The sequence below is a fragment of the Marinobacter alexandrii genome, assembly GCF_005871205.1.
Lineage (GTDB): Bacteria > Pseudomonadota > Gammaproteobacteria > Pseudomonadales > Oleiphilaceae > Marinobacter > Marinobacter alexandrii.
The window spans coordinates 81,106-105,269 of record NZ_SWKM01000012.1; the positions used below are offsets into that span (position 1 = coordinate 81,106).

Annotated in this window: 13 protein-coding genes; 7 read left to right on the top strand and 6 right to left on the bottom strand. The window is 64.4% G+C overall.

Annotated features, from left to right (window positions below; all coding sequences use genetic code 11):
- Positions 1-80 precede the first annotated feature (80 nt).
- The gene (locus FCS96_RS07405; protein WP_138439726.1) at positions 81-1,904 is read left to right on the top strand and encodes an ABCB family ABC transporter ATP-binding protein/permease; all 1,824 of its coding nucleotides are present in this window, start codon (positions 81-83) and stop codon (positions 1,902-1,904) included.
- Here FCS96_RS07405 and recD read toward each other — a convergent pair.
- The 4 genes from recD to FCS96_RS07425 form a co-directional block, all read right to left on the bottom strand.
- Positions 1,891-4,131, bottom strand: a complete 2,241-nt coding sequence (gene recD / locus FCS96_RS07410; RefSeq protein WP_138439727.1) for an exodeoxyribonuclease V subunit alpha — start codon at positions 4,129-4,131, stop codon at positions 1,891-1,893. The two genes, FCS96_RS07405 and recD, sit on opposite strands and share 14 nt — an antisense overlap.
- Positions 4,128-7,895, bottom strand: a complete 3,768-nt coding sequence (recB, locus tag FCS96_RS07415; protein WP_138439728.1) for an exodeoxyribonuclease V subunit beta — start codon at positions 7,893-7,895, stop codon at positions 4,128-4,130. The genes recD and recB overlap by 4 nt, the downstream gene beginning before the upstream one ends.
- Entirely contained in the window at positions 7,892-11,491 is a 3,600-nt protein-coding gene (recC, locus tag FCS96_RS07420) for an exodeoxyribonuclease V subunit gamma (RefSeq protein ID WP_138439729.1), read from the bottom strand. The genes recB and recC overlap by 4 nt, the downstream gene beginning before the upstream one ends.
- Positions 11,492-11,688: 197 nt before the next feature.
- Complete coding sequence (locus FCS96_RS07425) at positions 11,689-11,979, bottom strand: DUF6482 family protein (protein WP_138439730.1); 291 nt, start codon at positions 11,977-11,979, stop codon at positions 11,689-11,691.
- Between the two features lie 187 nt (positions 11,980-12,166).
- Here FCS96_RS07425 and FCS96_RS07430 point away from each other — a divergent pair, with 187 nt between their 5' ends.
- Complete coding sequence (locus tag FCS96_RS07430) at positions 12,167-12,616, top strand: DUF4864 domain-containing protein (RefSeq protein WP_138439731.1); 450 nt, start codon at positions 12,167-12,169, stop codon at positions 12,614-12,616.
- Positions 12,617-12,670: 54 nt separating this feature from the next.
- Here FCS96_RS07430 and folM read toward each other — a convergent pair whose 3' ends face one another.
- Complete coding sequence (gene folM, locus FCS96_RS07435; protein WP_138439732.1) at positions 12,671-13,378, bottom strand: dihydromonapterin reductase; 708 nt, start codon at positions 13,376-13,378, stop codon at positions 12,671-12,673.
- A 118-nt stretch (positions 13,379-13,496) separates the two neighbouring features.
- Here folM and FCS96_RS07440 point away from each other — a divergent pair, with 118 nt between their 5' ends.
- Positions 13,497-15,236 carry a VRR-NUC domain-containing protein gene (locus tag FCS96_RS07440; RefSeq protein WP_138439733.1) on the top strand — a complete coding sequence of 580 codons (1,740 nt, stop codon included), beginning with the start codon at positions 13,497-13,499 and terminating at the stop codon, positions 15,234-15,236.
- Entirely contained in the window at positions 15,233-17,524 is a 2,292-nt protein-coding gene (locus tag FCS96_RS07445; RefSeq protein WP_138439734.1) for an ATP-dependent DNA helicase, read from the top strand. Before FCS96_RS07440 ends, FCS96_RS07445 begins: the two co-directional genes overlap by 4 nt.
- On the opposite strand, the gene cra is transcribed toward FCS96_RS07445, so the two are convergent.
- Positions 17,436-18,482: a catabolite repressor/activator gene (gene cra / locus FCS96_RS07450; RefSeq protein ID WP_138439735.1), complete on the bottom strand. Its 1,047-nt coding sequence runs from the start codon at positions 18,480-18,482 to the stop codon at positions 17,436-17,438. The two genes, FCS96_RS07445 and cra, sit on opposite strands and share 89 nt — an antisense overlap.
- 127 nt (positions 18,483-18,609) lie before the next feature.
- Between cra and ptsP the strand changes: the two genes are divergently transcribed.
- The 3 genes from ptsP to FCS96_RS07465 are packed head-to-tail and all read left to right on the top strand — an operon-like array spanning position 18,610 to position 24,160.
- Entirely contained in the window at positions 18,610-21,438 is a 2,829-nt protein-coding gene (gene ptsP / locus FCS96_RS07455) for a phosphoenolpyruvate--protein phosphotransferase (protein WP_138439736.1), read from the top strand.
- Complete coding sequence (gene pfkB / locus FCS96_RS07460; RefSeq protein WP_138439737.1) at positions 21,438-22,412, top strand: 1-phosphofructokinase; 975 nt, start codon at positions 21,438-21,440, stop codon at positions 22,410-22,412. The genes ptsP and pfkB overlap by 1 nt, the downstream gene beginning before the upstream one ends.
- Positions 22,409-24,160: a PTS fructose-like transporter subunit IIB gene (locus FCS96_RS07465; protein ID WP_138439738.1), complete on the top strand. Its 1,752-nt coding sequence runs from the start codon at positions 22,409-22,411 to the stop codon at positions 24,158-24,160. The genes pfkB and FCS96_RS07465 overlap by 4 nt, the downstream gene beginning before the upstream one ends.
- Positions 24,161-24,164: the final 4 nt, after the last annotated feature.

Here is a 24,164-nt window from a genome sequence, read left to right on the forward strand (position 1 = left end):
CCGGGGCCGTTCGGTACCATCCGGTTTCCACATCATACGGCCGCGGCCGTCGCTTTGCCCTGTCCAACAAGGAATTTTCTGTGCGCGCCTACGCCGATCACGACTACCCAGCCCACCACAAACCAGACTGGAAGGTGATCGCCGGGCTCTGGCCCTATCTGGCTGAATTCCGCGGCCGGGTGGCGTTAGCGCTCGGCCTGCTGGTACTGGCGAAACTGGCCACGGTGGCCACGCCGGTGGCGCTCAAGTACATCGTCGACTACCTCGATCAGAATCGCGGCGGTGAGTTGCTGCTGTGGATCCCGGTGCTGCTGGTGCTGGCTTACGGGTCGCTGCGCTTTGGTGCCACCCTGTTCAGTGAGTTGCGCGATGCGGTCTTTGCCCGGGTGGCGGAACGGGCCATGCGCCGGGTGTCGTTGCGGGTGTTCCGCCATCTGCACAACCGCGAGCTGGCGTTTCACCTGGACCGCAAGACCGGCGGCTTGGCCCGGGACATCGAACGCGGCACCAACGGAATCAGTTTCCTGCTCCGTTTCACCCTGTTCAACATCGTCCCTACCCTGCTGGAAATCCTGATGGTGGCCGGCATCTTGTTGGTGGTGTTCAACGTCGGCTACGTACTGGCCATTCTGGTGGCGGTGGTGATCTACGTGCTGTTTTCGATCCGGGTGACCGAGTGGCGGACCCGGTTTGTGCGCGAGGCCAATGCCCGGGACAACCAGTCCAATTCCCGGGCGGTGGACAGCCTGCTCAACTACGAAACGGTGAAATACTTCAACAACGAGGCCTTTGAGGCCGAGCTTTACGACCAGGATCTGCAGGACTGGGAGCAGGCCCGCCTGAAGAACCGGCTGTCACTGGCGGTACTGAATGGCGGCCAGGCGCTGATCATCGGGGTGGCGCTGATTGTGATCATGGCCATGGCGGTACGGGAGGTGGCCAGTGGCACCATTACCCTGGGCGACTTCACCATGATCAACGCCTATCTGATCCAGTTGTTTATTCCCCTGAACGCCCTGGGCTTCGTGTATCGGGAAATCCGTCAGGCCCTGGTCAATGTCGAGCGCCTGTTCGGTCTGCTGGGGGATGCGCCGGCCATCGAAGACGCGCCCGATGCCCGGCCGCTGAAAGTTACCAGCGGTGAGGTCATCTTCGACCATGTCGATTTTGCCTATCGCCCCGACCGGCCGATTCTGCAGGACGTGACGGTGAGAATTCCAGCCGGCCACACGGTGGCGGTGGTGGGTGCCAGCGGTGCGGGCAAGTCCACCCTGGCCCGGCTGTTTTTCCGGTTCTACGACGTCGATGCCGGTGCCATCCTAATTGATGGCCAGGACATCCGCTCGGTCACCCAGGATAGCCTGCGCTCGGCCATTGGCGTGGTGCCCCAGGATACCGTGCTGTTCAACGATACCCTCTATCGCAATCTGGCCTATGGCCGACCCGATGCCAGCGAAGCGGAAGTTTACGAGGCCGCGCGCCTGGCGCACCTTGAGGAGTTTATCCACAGCCTGCCGGACGGCTATGAGACCCGGGTTGGCGAGCGCGGGCTGAAGTTGTCAGGCGGTGAAAAACAACGGGTGGCGATTGCCCGGGTGATCCTGAAGAATCCCCCCCTACTGATCCTGGACGAGGCTACCTCGTCCCTGGATTCCCTATCGGAACAGGCCATCGTTGGCGCCTTGAATGAAATCAGCCGGCAGCGCACTACCCTGGTGATTGCCCACCGCCTGTCCACCGTCCGGGATGCCGATACCATCCTGGTAATGGACGCCGGCCGGATCATCGAGCGTGGCCATCACCACGAGCTGCTGGCCCGGAACGGTCGCTATGCCCAGCTCTGGCAGCAGCAGCACCATGGCGCCGACGCAGATACCGGCGAGCCCGGGGCTAGCGCAGACTGAGCCGCTGGGCCAGCCCGGAGGCCCGTACCACCTGTTGCTGCACGCTGTCCTGGAATACCCCGGCATCGCCGGTGATCAGGCTGAACCAGTTGCGGGCCCGGGTAATACCGGTGTAGATCAGCTCCCGGGTCATCACCGGGCTGAGCCGGTCCGGCAACACCAGGCAGGTGTGGTTGAATTCCGAGCCTTGGGATTTATGCACCGTCATGGCGTATACGGTTTCTACTTGCTGCAGCCGGCTTGGCGAAATCCAGCGAATGGCATCGGTGCCGTCGGAGGCCGGAAACGCCACCCGGGGCGTGGTCTTGGCCTGGCCCTGGTGGTCCCGGTCCCAGGGCACTTCCACCGTAATCCCGATATCCCCGTTCATCAGACCCAGATTGTAATCGTTGCCGGTAACCAGCACCGGACGGCCGCTGTACCAGGTCTTGCCGCCATCAATGAGCCGGTGCGCCAGCAACTGTTGGGTTACCAGCTCGTTGATGCCTTCCACACCCCAGGGGCCTTTGCGTAGGGCGCACAGGATCTGGAAATCCGCGAACGATTTGAGCAAAGACCGCGCCAGCTGATCCCACTGCTCCCGGCTGCTGTCTGCGGCTAATTTGGCGTCTTTAAGCAGGGTCAGGTAGTGCCGATAGCCCACGGGCGGGGCCAGCACGCCATCCTTGCCGGGCCGGCCCTGGCCCCGGTTCTGGAAGGCTTCCGGGCTGCCGCTGATGGCATGGTTAGCCACCAGCGCCAGGGTGCTGTCCCGGTCCGGGCGGCGCCGGCCACCATTCAGCCAGATCACATCGTTGAAGCCGCCGTCGCGACAGGCTGCCAGGGTGGTGGCATCCAGCCGGTTGGTGTTGACTGCCTCGGCCAGTTGGCCAATGCCGCTGTGCTCGTCGAACCGGAAACTCTTGCGCAGCATGGCCACAGCCTGGTCCGGCTGCTGGCCGTCCGGGTCCTGTAGCTCGCTGGGTAAGGTGTGGCCAGTGACGGCGGTCAGCCAGTCGGCGGTGGCCGGGGTGTAGTGGGCAGCTGCCGCGCGCTGGCACAGCTCGCCCAGCACCGCACCGGCATCCACCGACGCCAGCTGATCCTTGTCGCCCAGCAGAATTAATTGCGCCGAGCCCGGCAGCGCCTCGAACACCGAGGCCATCAGATCCACATCAACCATGGAGGCTTCGTCGATCACCAGGATATCCACTAGCAGCGGGTTGTCCCGGTTATGCCGGAACTGGCGAGTGTCGGGCCGGCTACCCAGCAGCCGGTGCAGGGTAGTGACCCGGGTTGGGATGTCATCGAGACTGACCTGACCGGGCAACTGTCCCAGCGGCAGTTCGCTGACCGCGCCGCCGATGGATTCGTTCAGCCGTGCTGCGGCCTTGCCGGTGGGGGCTGCCAGGCGGATCCGGTACTTGCGGCCGTCGGCCCGGTCTGAGGTGGTTCCGGCTACCGCCTGCAACGCCGCCAACAGCTTGACCACGGTGGTGGTCTTGCCGGTGCCGGGGCCGCCGGTAATCACTGCAAACCGGTTGCGGGCGGCCAGGGCACAGGCCAGCTGCTGGTAATCGACCTCGCTCTGGTGGCCAAACAGGACCCCCAGGGCCTGGCTCAGGGTAGTTGAGGCGGTACTGGCGGTATCGGCCAGGGGCGACGGCAACGCCAGACGGCTGTGGATACCCTCGGCTATCCGTTGCTCGTAGCGCCAGAACCGGCGCAGGTACAAGCGGCTGTCGTTCACCACCAGCGGTGTAGTAAGTGAGCCATCACTTACCGCACAGCTATCGTGAATAGTGGTCAGGCAGTCAGCCAGGTTGAGTCTGGCCAGAATATCCCGGGGCGACGGTGCGGTCTCGGTATCGGCTGTTGGCACCAGGTTGATGCTGTCCTCTGGTGGCAGTGCCAGGGTCGCCTCGGCGTCCTGCAGCAACTGGCCCAGATCAATGCAGACATGACCTCGGCCGACCTGGTGCGAGGTCAAAGCGGCCAGCAACAGCAGCAAGGGTTCCGGGGCTTCGCCCTGCTCTTCGCTGAGACTGCGGATCAGCCGGGCAAAGCCGACGTCCAGGGGCCGTAGCCAGTCCTGGTCTTGCCACTGGGCAAGCAGCGCATCCATGGTGTCCAGGCTGGCAAACAGCTGTTGGCTGTCGATCGCCGGCGCGGGATCCGGGATGCCGGTGTCGATGTCGCTGCCGAGATCGAGGGCGAACTGTTGATCGGAATGACGGGTCTTGCTCATGCCATGGCCTCCTCGGCCGCGGTCTCACCATCGAACAGGGCATCGAGCTGCTCGATCAGCGCCCTGGGCGGTTTGTCGGTAAAGGCCCCGGCAGTGCTGGCCCGGTAGCCGCGCAGGAACAGGTAGACCGCGCCGCCGACGTGTTGGTCGTAGTCATAATCCGGCAACCGGGCACTCAACAGGCGATGCAGCGCCAGCAGGTAGAGCACGTATTGCAGGTCGTAGCGTTTGTCCAGGATCGCCTCGCCCATGGCCTGGTCGGTGTAGGCACTGTCAGTGTCGCCCAGGGCATTGGATTTGTAGTCCAGCACGTAGTACTGGCCGTTGTGCTCGAACACCAGATCGATAAAGCCCTTGAGCATGCCATTGAAGCGCCCGGCCTCGGCCCTGGGCCGGTCCGCTCCGTTCAGGGTGTGGGCCTGCACCAGTTTGTCCAGGCGGCCGATGCTGACGTTGCGGCTCTCAAACCAGAATTCCAGTTCCGGTCGCAGCTGGCCCAGCTCGGCCAGGCTGACCTGCTCGGGCTGACCACGTTGCAGCACCAGCGGCTGCTGGATCAGTCCCAGCACCCAGAGCTCAAGCGCCTCCGCCCAGTCGCTCCAGCCCCGGGTGCTGCAGCGTCGGCTCAAATAGTCCCGCAACAGCGCCGGGTTATCGGCGATGGTCCGGAAGCCCTGCTGGCAGCACCACTCCAGGACATCGTGCAGGAAGGTGCCGGGCCCGGCGCCCTTGGGAAAGCCATGGTGGTCGTCCGGTAGCGTTGGCTCCGGGGCACCGGTCATGGATTCGGGGCCGACGTCCTGGGCGCTTTCTTCCAGCAGATTCTGGGTCTCGGCGTCTTCCACCTCACCCCGGAACACCACGCCGGTGCCGCTGAGGCCGCTGTATTCAATGGCCGAGTAACTGGCAATCCACCAGTCCTCCCGGGCCTCGCGCTCCGACACCAGCGCCGGTCCCAGGCTGTCCGGGTCTGGCTGCTGGTAGCCGGAATCGGAGGGCTCAGGTAGAGGCGTCACCTGGATCGCCGGTTCGCCATCGGCCACGGCTGTCAGCCACCCGGTCAGGGCTGACTGGTTGTCGCCCGGCTCAGGCTGTTGCGCCCCACCCTGGCCGGTCACCAGATAACCCAGCCCGCTCTGGGACCACTGGTCGATTTCGGCGACCCCAACCCAGGTGGCAAACCGGGCCCGGGTCAGCGCCACGTAGAGTTTGCGGATGTCCTCGCCCAGGCGTTCCCGGTCGGCCCGGGCGATGTCGTCCGGGCCGGGATCGAACACGGTCACCAGTTTGCCCTGGTCGTCGTGGTAACGGACCCAGGCCTGGGAATCCTTCTCGGCCCGGAACGAGGTGCCGAAGGGCAGGAACACCAGGGGGTATTCCAGGCCCTTGGATTTGTGCACGGTGATCACCTGTACCAGGCCGGCGTCGCTTTCCAGGCGCAGGGTGCGATGCTCGTCTTCTTCGTCGGCGGCCCGCAGGATCTGGGTGAAGTGATGCACCAGGGCATGTTCGCCATCCAGCTGCAGGCTGTCCTGCTGCAGCAACTCGGCAATGTGCAGGAGATCGGTCAGGCGGCGTTCACCGTCCGGGCGTGGCAGCAGACGCGCGGGCACCTCGAAGTCCATCAGCAGGCTGCGCAGCATCGGCAGCACGCCCTGGTTCTGCCATTGTTGCTGGTAGCCCATGAAGCGCTCAATTTCTCGCTCCAGAGCCAGCTCATCGGTCAGCAGCCGGTTCAGGTCCTGCCAGGATTGCGCCAGGGTCGGGGTTGCCAGCGCCGCCCGGGTCAGGCTCAGCTGGCGCGGCTCCGCCACCGCGCGCAGCCAGCACAGCACTTCCGCGGCAGTTGGCGAGGTCAGCACCGAATCCCGGTCCGACAGGTACACGCTCTTGATCCGCCGTTCGGCCAGGGCCGCGCGAACCGCGCCGGCCTCGGTCCGGTTGTTCACCAGAATGGCAATGTCGCCGGGGCGGACTGCTTGCAGGTCGGTGGCATCGTCGGTGCGGGCAAAGCCGGCGCGGCCCTGCTGGCCCAGAGTCAGCAGGCGGGCAATTTCGCTGCCGCAGGCCTCGGCCAGATCCGCGGTTGCCGCGCCCTTGGCCAGGCCTTTCGGGTTGCCGGCCTTGTCCTCGGCGCCGCTCTGAAGGGCCCACAATGTCAGGCTGGGCTGGTAGTCGCCGTCGACCGACCACAGGCGTTTGGTGCCGTTGGCATCCACGCCCTGGAACGGCAGTGGCGAGCTATCCCCGGGGCCAAACAGAAAGGCGCCGTCACGACTGGTCCGGTCGGCGTGCTCGAACACCCGGTTCACCGCCTGCACCATGGGCCTGGCGGAACGGAAGTTCCGACCCAGGGTGTAGGTGCGTTCGCGGGCGCCCTGGCGTGCCTGCAGGTAGGTGTAGATGTCGGCACCGCGGAAGCCGTAAATGGCCTGCTTGGGGTCACCGATCATCAACAGGCAGGTGTTGGGGTCGTTGTCCGTGACCCGATAGACTCGATCGAAAATGCGGTACTGGACCGGGTCGGTGTCCTGGAATTCGTCGATGAGCGCGACCGGGAACTGGCGGCGGATGGTGGCCGCCAGCTGGTCACCCCGGGGGCCGTGCAGGGCATCGTCCAGGCGGGTGAGCAGGTCGTCAAAACCCATTTCCGAGCGTTTCTGTTTCTCGGCTTCCAGCCGCTTGGCGATCCACCGGGTGGCGTGCCGAAGCAGGTCAGATTTGGCGCTCGGCAGGCTCTGGCTGAACCCGACCAGTTCCTCGATGGCGGTGAAGGCGGCATGGTCGGGGGCCGGCTCGTCGCCCTTGAGCTTGGTTGGCAGCACGGTCGGGGTCTGGTTCTGGAACCCGGCCTTGTCCAGGCCGTCCGGCGCGAGCGTGTCGGAGGCCTGCCAGTCCAGCAGGGTATCCCAGGCCGCAACCATCGCTTTCTTGCTGCCGCCGTGCAGGCGCTTGGCCTTCTGCAGGTCATCCAGCAGCTCCAGAACCTCGTCTTTCCAGCTGGCCCAGGGATAGTCTTTCAGCTGCTGGGCCCTATCCCGGCGCCGGCGCTGGACCGCTTCGATGACCGCCTTCACGTCGCCCTCGGAAGCCGCCAGCTGCTCGGCCTCGGTCAGCAGGTTGCGAACCGCCAGGCGCAGCTCGCCCGGGGTTTTCCAATGGCCGAGCACATCGTCCATCAGCGCTGGCGGCAGCGGGTAGATGAAGGTGCGCCAGTAATCCCGGACCACCTCGTCCAGCAGGTCGGTCTGGTCGGTTTCCAGGGTCAGCTTGAACAGGCTGCCACTGTCGAACGCGTGCTCACTCAGCATGCGGTTACACCAGCCGTGAATGGTGGAGACCGCGGCCTCGTCCATCCATTCCGCCGCCAGCAGCAGCTTCTTGCGGCAGTCCGGCCAGGACGACGGATCCGGATAGCTCTGGTCCCGGAGCTGGTAAATCAGTGCGGTTTCCGGCGACGCCGTGGCGGCATCGGCGGTATCGGAGAACACCTCGGCGGCCTGGGTCAGCCGGGTGCGGATGCGGTCCCGCAGTTCCTTGGTGGCGGCGTCGGTAAAGGTCACTACCAGCAAATTGGGCGGCAGCATGCCCTGGGCCAGCGGGCTGTCCGCCGGTTGCTGGTGCCCGAGCACCAGGCGTACGTACAGAATCGCAATGGTGAAGGTCTTGCCGGTACCGGCGCTGGCCTCAATCAGGGTGCTACCGTGCAGCGGCAGCGTTAACGGATCCAGGTTCGGATTGGGTGTCATGGTGTCGGTGCTCATGCCTGTGCCCCCACTGCGCCGGCGGCGGATTTGCCCTGCTCGGCTTCCCAGAGCGGAACATAGAGTGCATGCAGCAGGGCCTCAAATTCGCCGCTCGCCAGCAGTGCCTCCGGGCTGCCATAGGCACCACGCAGGTAGCCGGTGTCGCGCTCCAGGGCAACCTGGTAGGCCTGTTCGGCTTCGGCGATGGCGCGGTCGTGATCGCCCAGGTATTTCTTGCTTTGATAGTAGCTGGCAATCCAGGCGAAGCCGGCCTCGCAATGCAGCGGCAGCGCCCGAGTCGTGGCCTGCATCCAGCCGGCCAGGATGGCGTCCAGCTGGGCCCGTGCCTGCTCCGGCGGCATCGGCGGGAAGCGGAATTTCCGGCCCTCTTCCTTGGCCAGAATCAGGGTTTCAAACGGTCGGTCAGTCAGTTGGCCGGCCAGGTGGATTAGCCAGTCGGCCATCAGGTTGGCGTAGCGCACCCGGCGGCCAGCACCGGAACCGGCCAGCAGGCTGGAGCGGGCAATGACCAGCCGGCACAGCTGGCCATCCGGACTGGCACGTAGGCCGTCGATTAGGTCCACCAATTCGACGGCGCCGGTGGGGTCGCTGTAGCGGTAGTCCAGGGTGATGGGCTCTGCCAGGGCTTCCGGCCAGCTGCTCAGGGCACTGCGGTAGCGCTCGAACAGGTCTGGCAGCCGGCCCGCCAGTTCGGTGCGCAACCGGTGTTCGGTCACGCCCATGCCCAGATCGCCGCGCCGGGCCATCCGGTCCAGGGTGAGCTCCGATCGGTCGTGCAGCTCCGGTTCCGAGCCGGCTTTCAGGACACTGTCCTGGATCAGCTCGTTGTCCAGACGCCAGCGATCCAGACCGGTCAGGTCGAAATTCTCGTTGTCGGTATCGTCGTCATCGACGGCGTCAAAGCGCACCTGCAGCCGGCGCTGGTAAAAGGTATCGATGGGCTTTTTCAGGAACTGGGCCAGGTCGCTCAGGGTAATCGGCTCCTCGGGTTCCTGGTACGGCAGCGGTGCCTGTTCGGCGCCGGGCAATTCGCCGCCGTGAGCGGCGCGCCATTCCCGCTCATAGGTAAACAGGGTACCGGCACGCAGCACCTCGATGACCGGCTTGGCGGCACTGTCGGGGTCGCCTGCGATGCCGTTGGCCTGGGGGAAATAGTCCCGGCTGAACGGTTGCAGCGGGTGCTCGGTGGTCAGCACTTGGGACACTGGTTGGGATACCGGTATATCGCCGTCACCGGACCAGTGCCAGAGGCCGTCGAGGTGATCCCGTAACTGCCCTACCAAGACCGACGGCGGCCGTTCCGAGTCGTCCCGGATGCTGCGCCCGACCCAGCTGATGTACAGCTGTTCCCGGGCCGACAGCAGCGCCTCCAGGAACAGGTAACGGTCGTCCTCCCGGCGTGAGCGGTCGCCAGGGCGATAGTCCTCGGCCATCAGGTCAAAATCCACCGGCGGCCGTGATCGTGGGTAGTCGCCGTCGTTCATGCCCAACAGGCAGACCCGGCGAAACGGAATCGCCCGCATCGGCATCAGGGTGGCGAAGTTGACCTTACCGGCGAGAAAGCGCTGATTCAGGCCGCCTTCGTCCAGGCCGTCCAGCAGCACGTCCTTGACGATCGTAAGTGGCAGCGGTTGGTCCTGCAGGCCGGCGGCGAGGGCATTGTCCAGCCACTGCTCGAGCTGGCGCCGGAACCGGTTCAGCAACAGCAGGTCGCTGCCTTCAAGCTGGTCGAAGAAGCGCTCGAGCATGGCCGAGAACAGGGTCTCCCAGCGGCTGGGGGTGCGGGCTTCCTGCAGTTCCTGCCAGAGCCGTTCCAGTTGGTGGACAAAGTCGTTCAGCCGGCCCGCCAGACTGGCTTGCAGGCCCCCGATTTCGCCGTAGGGTTCAACCCCGCCCCAGGGTTCGTCATCGCCCATGCCGTAACCCAGAAGCATGGCCTGAAGGCCTTTCTGCCAGGTGTTGCGGTCCAGGTGCGCCGGCAGTTCCAGGCTTTCCCGGTGCTGGCCGTGCAGGCCCCAACGGATGTTGGCACCTTCCACCCACTGCCGGGCCAGCGGAATCTCGGCTTCGCTGATGTCGAAGCGGTCACGGATGCCCGGTACTTCCAACAGGCTGATGATCTCGCTCATGGCGAACCGGCTGCGCGGTAGCGACATCAGGGTTTCCAGGGCAATTAAAACCGGTTCGTGATGGCGCTGGCCCTGATCTGAGATGGTGTATGGGATGTGGCGGGTGCGGTCGGACGGGTCACGGCCAAACACCGCCTGTATGTGCGGGGCGTACACGTTAATGTCGGGGACCATGACAATAACATCCCGGGGCCGCAGGGTCGGGTCGGCGTTGAATGCTGCCAGCAACTGGTCGTGCAGGATTTCCACTTCCCGCTGGGGACTGTGGGCATCGTGAAACACCAGGGAATGATCCTGCGCCGGTGTCACCTCGCGGTGCTCGTCCCGGATATCCCGCAGTGGTGTCAGGTTGTAGATGTCGTTCTGGAGCTGGTGTAGCAGACGCGGGGCATCGGCCTGGCCGTGTTCGGAAAAAATGTCGATCTTCTGGTCCGGGGTCTGGAACCGGCTGCGGTATTCGTCCGGGTTGTCGAATTCGTCCAGCAGCCGGATGTAATCCCGGCCCTGCTTGCCCCAGGCCGCCAGCAGCGGGTTGGCGTGCTGGTGTAGCTGGTCCGGGTCGTCGATCTGGGACAGGGTCGGATGGGCACTGCCGCGCTTGCGTTCCGCCTTCAGCAGTTCCCGGTCACTGATGATGTCGGCCCAGTAGAACTGGCAGGGGTTGTGCACACACAGCACCACCTGGCTGAAGCGACTGAGCACGTACAGCGCCTCCAGCGCCTGCCGGGGCAGCGAGGAAACCCCGAACACCACGATCCGCCGGGGCAGACGGTTCGGGTGTGCCGGCGCGGTCACGGTCTGGCCCACCTCCATGAACCGGGTGTGAATCTGTGAGCGACTGGTGCGAGCGTCGACACCCACGTCTTCAACCAGGCGCCGCCACAGCACCGGCTGCCAGCGCCGCTCCGGGTCCAGCGTTTTTTCGTCATTGCGGGCGGTGATCACCACATCCCGGCCCTGCTCCCAGGCACTGAGCCAATCGGCCCGGAAGACCTGGTACTGGTCGAACAGATCGGCCACTTTCTCGGCCAACTGGAAAGTCCGCAGCTCCGAATCGCTGCCGTCGAGAAAGCGAGCCAGGGGCGTGAATACCTCGTCCTCACCGACTAATTCCGGCAATAACCGGTACAGCCGCCACACCAGCCGGTGCTTGTCGAACGGTGACTGCTCCGGCACATCTCCGGCCGGCAAAACGGCCCGATAGGCCTGCCAGATAAAACGAGCCGGGAACAGGAAATCCATACCGGCGGCGATTCCCAGGCCGCCACCGTCGTCTGACCGCTGCTCCGCCAGTGCCAGTTTCAGCCACTGGGCAATGCCGTTGCTCTGCACCAGAAAGGTTTCGCTTTCCAGAGGCGGCAGCGGTGTCTGCTGACACACGAACACGACGGCCCGGCGCAGGTCTTCCAGGTGGTTGGCGTGGATGGCATGGAAGCCGGGTTCGATGGCGGAATGGTCGGCCATGGGGGTCCTTGTTATGAGGAGATCCAGTGCGAATGCGGGTTTCAATCCTGAGGGTACAGGTTACCGCATGTGGCCACAGAATCAGACCGCCTTAAGACCGTTGTCCGGGTAAAAGATGATGGGGATTTTTCGCCAAGGGGGGATAACGCCGGCCCGTTTTGCCGGCGCTGTTATCAACGGGTTCGGTCAGCCCGGATTCAGAGCGGAACCCGCATGGTTTCAGTGCTGGTTACGGGCATGCCAATCATCTCGTCGGTGCCGGTAGGCGGAATCACTTCGGTCGTCTCCACCTGGTAATCGTGGAAGAAGTCCCGCACGGCACAGGCGCCGGTAAACATGACGACGTGGTCGTGAGTATCGGTGAGGATATAGCCTACGCCGTCCAGGTAAAACCGTGCCATGTAGTAACGGCCCTCCATGGAGACGATTTCCAGCAGGGAGATGGGATCGTGTTTGTGGCTTTTCAGTTCGCCGGTGTTCATGTGCATAGGATATTGACCTCGGGTTTGTCGTCGACGTTTAAAAGTATACGAGGTCGGCGCTCGAACAGGTCAAAAATTAAGCAGTAAACAATCAAGAAAGCAGGTGGAATTGGTTGAATCTTGGCGAAGCAAACGGATCTGTGGCGCAGACATAAGCGTATTGTCTATGACATGAACAATGGAGGGTGTCTCGATGGACAGCATCGCCATCATTCACAATCGCGCGAGCCTGACTGCGCGGGTCTTCCTGGTTGTCCTGGTCGTGTTGGCGTTGGTGCTCACTGCCCGGCCCCTGGCGGCCGACAAGGACTCCGACATTCGGGAAACGATCCTGCTGCAAATTGAAGCCTTCGCCAACAACGATCAGGAACAGGCCTGGGCTCATGCCTCCGAGGGTATCAAACGCCGCTTCGGCAGCTCGGACGTGTTTATCAACATGGTGCGGCAGGCGTACCCGGCGGTCCACAGCGCTACCGCGATCGAATTTACTGATCGGGTGCCCCATGGCGCCTTTGAAATTCAGGGGGTGCGACTGCAAGGGCCCGAGGGTAAACGTTGGGATGCCTATTACCGCATGGTGCTGGTGGACGGTGTCTGGAAAATCGCCGGGGTTCTGCTGAAGCCGGCGAAACTGGGCATCTGATTGCTTTTGATCACTGCCTATCACGTCCGATCGTTTGTAATCACCAGCGATTATTTACGCCAGATGGCGGCCGCCGTCTAACGGCAGGTTGCGCCCGGTGATGTACGGGGTGTCGAGCAGGAACTGCAGGGTTTGCACCGCCACTTCCACTCCCGGCTCAATGCCCATCAGGGATTTTTTCAGGGTCTTTTCCCGGTAGGCCTCGCTGTCACCCGAATTGAACATGATCAGCGACGGCGCCAGGCTGTTCACCTTCACCTTGGGCGCCAGCAGCCGGGCAAACGACAGGGTCAGATTGGCCAGGGCTGCTTTGCTGGCGGCGTAGCCGATGTGCTTGGCACTGCCCTTTTCGACCACGTAATCAGTCATGTGGATAATGTCGGTGGTCTGGTCACTGTTTTCCAGCAGTGCCCGGCACGCCAGATTGATGCGGTAGGGCGTCATGGCATGAATCTGCATCATCGCCTGCATCACCTCGCCCGGATCGGTGTCGTTACGTTCCGGCAGCCAGTCTGAGGCATTGTGGATGATCGCCCGCAGGCTGTCGGTTTTCGTCATCAGGGTATCGATAAAGGCATCGATGCCCTCGTTCGTGGCAAAATCCGCGTGTACGCAGTCGGCCCCGGCTTTTTGCAGGGCGTCCACCGCCGGCCGATAGGTGCGGTAGGTGGCAATCACCGGCTGGCCCTGCTCGAGACAGGCTTTGGCAAACGCCAGGCCAATGCGTTGGCCGGCGCCGGTGATCAGAATGGGAGCGGTCATGGCATTCTCCTGTGAATGAGTCAGTGCATACGCCAGAATGCCGGGCTCGGGTCATTAGCCCGCCACAACCCCCGACAGCCGTCAATCGAACCAGCCATCAGGAGGCATCGCCCGGACCATGGTCGGCCCCAGATCCAAACCCAAACCCAAACCCAAACCCAAACCCAGGTACCGGAAACCGGGCACCGCGGATCTTGAAAATCCGCTGTATTACCTGGAAAACATGGAGACCGTGGTGGCCTGGGTCCGGGATCACCACGCCGATCTGTTGACCGACCCCGAGCAGTGCCGGCTGACCGGATTCCTGACCCTGCCGATGCCGGCGCGGGCCCTGCTGACCCGGCTGGTGATGCGCACCGGAGAACATTTTCGCACCGACAAACTCAACTACCCGGAGCTGGCGGTGGCCGAAGCTGTGGCCCTGGAGCCGCTGCTCGCCAACGACTGGCTGGATGCCGAGCCGTTGCTGGAGCTTGAGCAGCTGTTCCGTCTGTACACGCTACCGGAGTTGCGGCGGGTGTTTGCCGGCGAGCTCGAGGCCCTGGGCTTGCCAAAATCCCTGGCCAAGGCCCGGATGTTGGAGAGCCTGCACCACCGCTTTCCCGACCCGCGACCACTGGCGGACTGGCTCCGCCAGTCGGCGGCACCGGTGGTGCGCCTGAAGCAAATGGGATTGTTTGATCGTATCCGGCTGATGTTCTTCGGCAACCTGCGCCAGAGCTGGTCCGATTTTGTGCTGGTGGAGCTGGGGCACCAGCGCTACGAGCCAGTACCGTTCACACTGGATTCCCGCGCCTTCGCCCAGCGGGTGGAAGTGGACTGTTACCTGGTCATGCATCAGTGCCGGCAGTGGCTGGACGAGGGCGTGCCCGCCGCTGAAGTCTGGCCAGAGGTGCCTGGTGAATTGAGCAATCCTTGGCTGACCAGCCGGCGGAACCGGCTGTTGTTGGAACTGGGCCGGCAGGCCGAACGCCAGGGTGAGCGTGAACTGGCGGTGACGGCGTTTGCCGCCAGCGGCCATCGCGAGGCCCGGCTGAAACAGCTACGCTTGCTGGAACGATTGAAACGCTTTGACGAAGCCTGGGCCATTGCCATCGCATGGCAGCGACAGGCCCTCAGTGATGCCGAGGCCCAGGGCCTGGCGCGAATCCTGAAACGGCTGGCCGCCAAGCTGGCCCAGCCCTCACCCCTGAGTTCCGGCTCTCCCCAGCTGCGGGAGTGGTCGGTGGAATTGCCCAAGCCATCGACCGGCTCGGTGGAGTTCTCGGTGCTGCAACATTTATGGCAGGACCAGGCGCCGGTGTTCTATGTCGAGAACACCTTGATCACCGGCCTGTTCGGCCTGCTGTGCTGGGACACCATTTTTGAGCCGTTGCCAGGCGCCTTTTTCCACCCGTTTCACGTCGGCCCCGCGGACCTGACCCGGGATGATTTTGTCGAGCGTCGACAGGTGTCGTTCGATCGCTGTTTTGCCGCCCTTTCAGATGGCAGCTACCAGCGCCGCATTCTCGACAGCTACGATGCCAAGTACGGCATCGTCAATCCGTTCGTGATCTGGCCAGTGCTTACGCCGGAACTGCTGGATCTGGCCCTGGCCTGTATTCCGGCCGCGGATCTGGAGCAGCTGTTCCGGCGCCTGCTGCTGAACATCCGCGAGCACCGCAGTGGCTTTCCGGATCTGATCCAGTTCCACCCGGAGGCGCCGGCGTCTGCGCCGCGCTATCAGATGATCGAGGTGAAAGGCCCGGGTGATCGGTTGCAGGACCACCAGATTCGCTGGCTAGCCTTCTTTGCCGACCAGGGCATTCCCGCCAGTGTCTGTTACGTGCGCTGGCAACCCGACGGAGCCTCGACGTGAAAGTTGCGGTCCGGACCCTGTGTGAATTCGCCGCCCGCCATGGCGATCTGGATTTCCGCTACACCCCGGCGCCCAGTTCCGAGGAGGGCATTGCCGGGCATCAGGCGATCCAGTCCCGGCGTGGCTATGGTTACAAAAGTGAGTATTTACTGACTGGGGAGTGCCTGGGTTTAGAGCTTTCGGGTCGGGCCGACGGCTACCACCCACACCAGGGCCGGCTGGAGGAAATCAAGACCCACCGGGGCGATCTGTCCCGCGTCCGGGAGCACCAGCGAGCCCTGCACCGGGCCCAGCTACGGGCATACGGTGCGCTGCTGTGCCGACAGGAAAACCGTAAGAAAGTGGAGTTGGTGCTGGTGTATTACGATACCGGCCGGGACAAGGAAACCCCGATCTCGGAAACCGCCAGTGCCGAGCAGCTGTGGCAGGAACTGGAAGCCCTGTGCGCTAAATACCAGGCCTGGGCCGAGTGGGAGGCGGATCACCGTGAGCGTCGGGATGCCCGCCTGCGGACACTGCGTTTTCCCTTCCCGGATTTCCGGCCCCGGCAGCGTCAGCTGGCCGAGACCGTGTACCGCAACACCCTGAACGCCGGCACCCTGCTGTTGGAGGCGCCCACGGGCCTCGGCAAGACCCTGGGCACGCTGTTTCCGGCCCTGATGGCCATGCCCGCCGCCAGCCAGGACCGGCTGTATTACCTGACCTGTCGCAACACCACCCGGCAACTGGCGGTGGATGCCATCGAGCGCCTGCGGGCCGCCCAGCCCGAACCTGACGACTGGCCACTACGGACCCTGGAACTGGTGGCCAAGGACGACGCCTGCGAACACCCGGATAAGGCCTGTCACGGCGAGTCTTGTCCACTGGCGAAGGGTTTCTTCGACCGGTTGCCGGATGCCCGCGCCGAGGCGGTGCAGGCCGGTACCACCCTGACCCGGGATCGGCTGGCAGAGATCGCCGCCGGCCATCAGCTGTGCCCGTATTTCCTGGCCCAGGAAATGGCGCGCTGGAGTGATGTGGTGGTGGCCGATGTGAACCGGATGTTCGACCAGTCTGCCCTGCTCCACGGGCTGATCCGGCAAAACCAGTGGCAGGCATCAGTGCTGGTGGACGAGGCCCACAATCTGGTGGATCGCGGCCGGGGTATGTACTCGGTGCGTCTGGATCAGCAGCGTCTTCTGCGGTTGAAGAAAACCGCCCCGAAAGTCCTGAAACCACACCTGGATCGCACCGCCCGGGCCTGGCAAGGGGTAATCCGGGACCATGGCGATGCCGGTGACGCCGCGGTTTTTCTCGAGCAGTTGCCGTCGGCGCTGACCGGCAGCCTGCTCGGGCTGGTATCGGCGCTGACCGACTTCCTGGCCGACAATCCGCCCGATCTGGCGCTGCAGGAGCTGCTGTTTGAATCGGTTGCGTTCATGAAGCTGGCGGATTCCTTCGGTGACCATTCCCTGTGCGAGTTCCGGCGCGAGGGCCGGGGCCGGGCGCGGCTGACGATTCAGAATCTGGTGCCGGCGGACTTTCTGCGTGAGCGGTTTGCGGCCGCCAGCTCGGTGCTGCTGTTCTCCGCAACCCTCAATCCGGGCATCTATCACCGGGATCTTCTGGGCCTGCCCGAGGACAGTCGCTTTACCTCATTGCCCAGTCCTTTCGACGGGGACCAGTTGCAGGTTCAGTTCACGCCCCGGATCAGTACCCGTCAGGCCCATCGGCAGGCCTCGGCCCAACCCATTGCCGAGTTGATTGCCCGCCAGTACCAGGCACGACCGGGCCACTATCTGGCGTTTTTCAGCAGCTTCAAGTACCTGAATGAGGTGGCGGAAGTGCTGGCCCGGCAGGCCCCGGAGGTCCCCCAGCGCTCACAACAGCCGGCCATGAGTCCCCAGCAACGGCGGGACTTTCTTGACGGTTTCCGGCGCGAATCCGGGAGCGTGGCCTTTGCGGTGCTCGGTGGGGTGTTCAGCGAAGGCATTGATCTGCCCGGCGACCAGCTGATCGGGGCGTTTGTCGCTACCCTGGGCCTGCCGCCCTTCGACGCCTGGCACGAACTGCTCAAGGACCGTCTGCAACGACGGTTCGGCGCCGGCTACGACTACACCTATCTGATCCCGGGCTTACAGAAAGTGGCCCAGGCCGCTGGTCGGGTGATCCGCACGCCGGAGGACGAGGGCGTGATCTGGCTGATCGACGACCGCTTTCTCAAGCCACCGGTGCGGGCCCTGCTCCCGGGATGGTGGTTTGAGTCGCCTGTTGAGTCCGAACCGGACGGTGTTTCAGGGTCCGGTTGATGGTGACCGTCTGAACCGGCGCCTGTGGCTCGGCGATGGCGGCCAGGGCCTGGTCGAGAGCGGCGGCGGCAATGGCCTCGTGGTTCTGCGGCAGCGAGTGCACCGGCACCGGCAGGAAATCCAGCAGCCGGTCGTCGCCAAAGGTCGCCAGTTTCAGTGCCGGGGTCAGGCCGCCGGGCTGTTCCAAAAGCACATCCAGTGCCCCTTGCAACAAGGTGTAGGAGGCCGTGACCAGCGCTTCCGGCAGCGCCCGGTGGCTGAGCAGGTCCCGCATCAGGGCGGCGCCGGTCGCCCGATCATAGCGGGCGCCGCTGCATACCTCGGTGGCCCAGCCCAATTTCCGGGCCGCCGCTTCAAAGCCGGACCGGCGTTCCCGGCTCATGGCCAGGTCCGGTACGGCGTCAAACCAGGCCACGGTGCCGGAGCCTTCGGTCAGCACCGAGCGGGTCAGGCTGTCGGCGGCGCTCCGGTTATCGCTGACCACGCAGCGAATCAGGTCCGGCGACTGAGCCCGGTCCACTGCGATCACCGGCAGGCCATCGGCCTGTAGGTCGGGGTAGAAAGGGTCGTGTTCTGACAGTGCGCTGGCCACGATCAAGGCGTCACAGCGCCGCGCTTTCAGAGCCTGCGCCAGAGCCTTTTCGGTTTCGGGGTTGTCGTCGGAGCCGGCTATCAGCAACTGGTAGCCGCGGGCACGGGCGCCCTGTTCCAGCAGTTTGGCCAGGCGCGCGTAGCTGGTGTTTTCCAGGTCCGGCAGGATAAAACCCAGGGTCTTGCTGGCACCGCCACGCAGCGCTGCGGCTTGGGCGTCGACCTGAAACCGGTGCTTCCGGGCGATCGCCAGCACCTTGTCTATGGTGTCGGGCTTGATGCGCCGGGCCACGCCCTGACCATTCATGACATAACTGGCGGTGGTTCTGGATACACCGGCAAGTCGGGCGAGTTCGGCGAGTGTCATGGAAGGTCCTATTACGCGATTGCTTGATTTTCGATCATATCTGATTCATTATCGATTCTATGTTTGCTGACACGATTCAGCAACCCCAAACTTACGCTCACCACAACAACAAAGCGAGGCAACTTCGATGCTGACGCTGACCGCCAACGATGTTCGACTCGGCGCCACCGCCGTCGACTGGCAGGACGCCTTGACCCAGGCCGGCCGGGACCTGGAAGCCGCTGGTCGCACCTCCTCCGATTACCTGAACGGCATGATGGCCCGGGAACAACAGTCGTCCACGGTCCTGGGCAACGGCATTGCCATTCCCCACGGTACCCCGGACAGCCGCACCGCGGTGCACAATACCGGCATCCGGCTGCTGCAGTTTCCCGATGGCGTGACCTGGCACGACGGTGCCCGGGTGTATGTGCTGGTGGCCATCGCTGCCCAGTCTGACGAGCACCTGGACATTCTTCGTCATCTGACCCGGGTACTGGATACCCCGGGGCTGGCTGACAAGCTGGCCCGCACCGGCGATGCTGCAGAGCTGGTGGCCTTGCTGAGCAAACCGCCGGTGCTGGCGAAATGCGACCGGGACAGTCTGTGCCTGGGGCTTGAGGCCACCACGGCCAGCGAACTGGCACTGATTGCCGCTGCTCGCCTGCAGAGCCTGCGCTGTGTTGACACCGATTTCCTCACCGAGATCATCGGGCAGCCTCCGGTGGCATTGGGTCAGGGCCTGTGGCTGGTGCACCACAGCCGGGGAGCGCGCCGTCCGGCGTTGTCACTGGCGACGCCGAAACGTCCGGGGCCCGAGTTTCAGGGGGTGTTTTGCCTGGCCGGCCCGGGCGACGAGTGTCAGGAGCTGCTGGAACGGTTGGACCAATTCCTGACCGCCGGTGAGCCAATTGAAGGTCTGGGGGCCGAGGCACTGCTGGCCCGGCTGTCTGGTGAAGCGGCCGATGCCGTCACCGCCAGTGTCATCCTGCTGAACAGCCACGGTTTGCATGCTCGCCCCGCCAAGCAGTTGGTGCAGGAGGCGCGCCGTCATAACGCCAGCATCCGGGTGCGCTTGCGGGAAGGCGATGGCGGTGCCGTCTCCGCCACCAGTCTGACCCGGATCATTGGCCTGGGCGCGCGTCGGGGCCAGACCCTGATCCTGTCCGCCACCGGCGAAGATGCCCAGGCGGCGGTGGCCGCCCTCACCAAAGCCATCACTGAGGGCCTGGGTGAAGCGGTAGCGCCGTTTCGTGCCGAGCAGTCACCGCAGACCCGGCCCCAGAACGAACCTGAGCCTTTGCCGGACGACCAGCCGCTGAAAGCAGTGGCGGCATCGCCGGGTCTGGCACTGGCGCCGATTTTCGTCCTGCGCCAGCCAACGCTGACTTACCCGGACACCTCGGTCGACAGCGAAACCCAGATCATGCGCCTGAACCGCGCCTTTGATGCCGCCGACAGTCAGCTGCGCACCCTGATTCGCCAGGCCGAGGGCGGCGAAGCCGCGCCGATTCTGTCGGTGCACGTGGAAATGCTGCAGGACGAAGATCTGTATCAGGCTGCTCTGGAAGCGATCAACGAAGGCGCGTCCGCCGAAGCCGGCTGGTGGCAGGCCATCGATACCGCCGCCAAGGGCCAGGAGGCGCTGGCGGATCGGCTGCTGGCCGAGCGCGCGGCAGACCTGCGCGATGTCGGTCGGCGCGTACTGGCCAACCTCTGCGGTGTGGAAATGCCAAAACCGCCGGAGCAGCCTTATGTGTTGGTGGCTGATGACCTGGGGCCATCCGACGTCGCCCGGCTGGATACCACGCGAGTTCGGGCGCTGGTTACCGCCCGCGGTGGTGCTACCTCCCACAGCGCCATTCTGGCCCGGGCGCTGGGTCTACCCGCGGTGGTGGGTGCCGGCGATGCCGTGCTGAAGCTGGTTGACGGTGCCGAGCTGGTGGTCGATGGCGAGCGCGGCTCGCTGGTGCCGAATCCGGGCGATGAGCGTCGGGCCCAGGTTGCCCGCCGGCTGGAGCAATTGGCAGCCCTGCAGGCCGAGGCCCACGACAAGCGGCACCAGCCCGCCATCACCCGCGATGGTCACCGGGTGGAAGTCTGCGCCAATCTGGGCAATACCGCGCACGCACCCGATGCGGTGGCCCGCGGTGCCGAGGGCATTGGTCTGTTGCGCACCGAATTCGTGTTCATGGCCCATCCGGAAGCACCGGATCTGGCGACTCAGATTGATGAGTATCGCAGTGCTTTCGACGCGCTCAACGGTCTGCCGCTGGTGGCCCGGACGCTGGATGTCGGTGGCGACAAGCCGCTGGATTACTGGCCGCTGCCCCAGGAAGACAATCCCTTCCTGGGCATGCGTGGCATCCGGTTGTCCCTGACCCGGCCCGAGATCCTGGAAACCCAGATCCGCGCCCTGCTGACCGCCGCCGGCGACCGGCCCCTGCGGATTATGTTTCCGATGGTCAAGGATCTGGAAGAGTTCCGCGCCGCCAAGCAGATCGTGCAGCGGGTGCAGGCCGAGGTCACCTGCGCCGACGTGCAGATTGGCGTGATGATCGAAGTGCCCTCCTGTGCCCTGCTGGCGCCGACCCTGGCGCCGGAAGTGGACTTTTTCTCCATCGGTACCAACGACCTGACCCAGTACACCCTGGCCATCGACCGTGGCCATGGCCAGCTCTCGGCCGATTCCGATGCCCTGCATCCGGCCGTGCTGCGGCTGATTCAGATGACCGTGCAAGCCGCCCACGCCCATGGCCGCTGGGTTGGGGTCTGTGGCGAGCTGGCCTCGGATCCCCAGGCGATTCCGGTGCTGGTTGGCCTGGAGGTGGACGAGCTGTCCGTCACCAGCCGGCGGGTACCCCTGGTCAAGGCCTGCATCCGTGATTTCACCCTGGATGCGGCCCGGGAACGGGCCAGGCTGGCCTTGTCCAAGGCCACGGCGGTTGAGGTACGCGATGCCCTGGAGTCGTTCTGATGGCACGCATCCTGACCATTACCCTGAACCCGGCGTTGGACCTCAATGCCGAGCTGGATGCCCTTGAGCCTGGCCAGGTCAATCGCACTACAGCCACCCGGCTGGAGCCGGCGGGCAAGGGCATCAATGTGGCCCGGGTGCTGGCTGGCCTTGGCCATCAGGTGACCGTGTCCGGTCTGCTGGGCGAGGCTAATGCGGCACCGTTCGAGCGGCTGTTTGCCGATAAAGGCCTGGCCGACCGTTTTGTGCGGGTGCCCGGTCGCAATCGGGTCAACATCAAGCTGGCGGAACAGGACGGCCGGGTTACCGACATCAACAGCGCCGGTTTCGAGGTGTCTGAACACACCCTGGACCAGTTGATGGATCAGTTATCGCCTTTGCTAGCCGAGCATGATGCCATCGTGATCGGTGGCAGTCTGCCGGCGAGTCTGCCCGCGGCAGCGGTCGCCGATCTGGTGGCCATGGTCCGGGCTGTGGATAAACCAGTGTGGCTGGATACCAGTGGCGACGCCCTCACCTGCGGTCTGCAGGCGGGTCCATTCGGTATCAAGCCGAATATTGAGGAACTGTCGGCCTGGGCCGGGCGTCCGCTGGTGTCCCGCCAACAGGTGGCGGGCGTAGCCACCCAGTTGCAGGCCGAGGGCCTGGCTCATGTTGTGGTGTCCCTGGGCGCCGACGGCGTGCTCTGGTTCGGCCCCGATGGCAGCTACCAGTCCGAGCCCCCGCCGGTGTCCGCGCGCAGTACCGTCTGCGCCGGCGATACCCTGTTGGCTGGTCTGTTGCACGGCTTGCTGCAGACAGAACACCGAGAACCCACTGTGGCCCAGTTGCGCTTTGCCACGGCGCTATCTGCCGAATGCGTGCGCCATGCCGGTGTCGGCAATCCGGCCGCGTCGGATTTTCATTCACTTGTCGAACAAACCCGGGTTACCCCCTGGCCTGGGGATAACAACAATGGGGAGGTGCCGTTATGAACCTGATTATTGTGAGTTCCTGTCCCCAGGGCATTGCCACCAGTTTCCTGGCCGCCCGGGCGCTTGAACGGGCTGCCCTGGATCGGGGCTGGACGGTGAGAACGGATATGCGTGGCCGCGACGGCCAGCAGCCGACCGCCATTGGCGAGGCCGACATTGCCGCCGCCGACCTGGTGATCGCCGCCTTGGGTACCCCGGTGGCGCTCGATGCTTACACCGGTAAGGCCATGTACCAATTGCCGGTGACCGAAGCACTGGCGGCGCCAGCGGCGGTTCTGGACACCGCGGTGCAGGAGGCCCGGCCTTGGACCCCCAGCGAGCCTGCCGTGGCCGCCAAAGCGTCGGTAGCGGCGGATTCCGAAGCTCGACAGATTGTCGCAGTGACCGCCTGCCCGACCGGTGTCGCGCATACCTTTATGGCAGCAGAAGCTCTGACCGCGGCTGCTGAGGCGGCCGGGCACCGAATCCGGGTTGAAACCCAGGGCTCGGTGGGCGCCCAGGATCCCCTGACCGAGGCAGAGATTGCTGCCGCGGATGTGGTCATCCTGGCCTGTGATATTGAAGTGAATCCCGAGCGCTTCGCCGGTAAGCGGGTGTGGCGGACCTCCACTGGCGCGGCGCTGAAAAAACCGGCCGATACGGTGCAGGCTGCTCTGGCGGAGGCTCAGGTGCTGGACACCGGCAAGCCTCAGGCCAGCTCATCAGCGGGCGGCGAGGCTCGCGGCCCCTACAAGCACCTGCTCACCGGGGTGTCCTTCATGTTGCCGATGGTGGTGGCCGGCGGCTTGCTGATTGCGTTGTCGTTCGTGTTCGGAATCGAAGCCTTTCAGGAGCCGGGTAGCCTGCCGGAGGCGTTAATGCAGATTGGCGGCGGAACAGCCTTCAAACTGATGATTCCGCTGTTGGCCGGCTACATTGCCTGGTCCATTGCCGACCGTCCGGGCCTGGCGCCGGGCATGATCGGCGGCTATCTGGCTGGTGAACTGGGGGCCGGGTTTCTTGGCGGCATCGTCGCGGGCTTCCTGGCCGGTTATGTGGCCCGCTTTATCAGTCGGAAACTGCCGCTGCCGGAGAGTGTCGAATCGCTGAAGCCGATCCTGATCATTCCCCTGGTGGCAAGCCTGGTGACCGGGCTTGGCATGATCTACGTACTGGGCGAGCCCATGGCGGCGATCATGGACGCGCTCACCAGCTTCCTGGAAAGCATGGGCACCACCAACGCCATTCTGCTGGGCGGTATCTTGGGCGCGATGATGTGTTTCGATCTGGGTGGTCCGGTGAACAAGGCCGCCTACACCTTTGGCGTTGGGTTGCTGTCGGAAGGCAGCGGCGGTTCCGCGCCGATGGCAGCGATCATGGCAGCCGGAATGGTGCCGGCCATTGGCATGGGAGTGGCGTCGTTTGTGGCCCGTCGCAAGTTCGCCGAGGCCGAGCGCCAGGCTGGCCGCGCGTCATTTGTACTGGGGCTTTGTTTCATCTCGGAAGGCGCAATTCCGTTCATGGCCAAGGACCCGCTCCGGGTTATTCCGGTCTGCATGCTGGGCGGGGCAATCACCGGCGCCCTGTCGATGCTGTTCACCGTAAAATTGATGGCGCCCCACGGTGGCCTGTTCGTGCTGGCGATTCCCAATGCCGTCAGTGTCGTTCTGCCCTACCTCATCGCCATCACCATCGGATCGCTGGTGATTGGTCTGGGCTATGCGCTGCTCAAGGGTGGCAAGGCCGAAGTGGCTGCCACCGCCGCCTGACAGC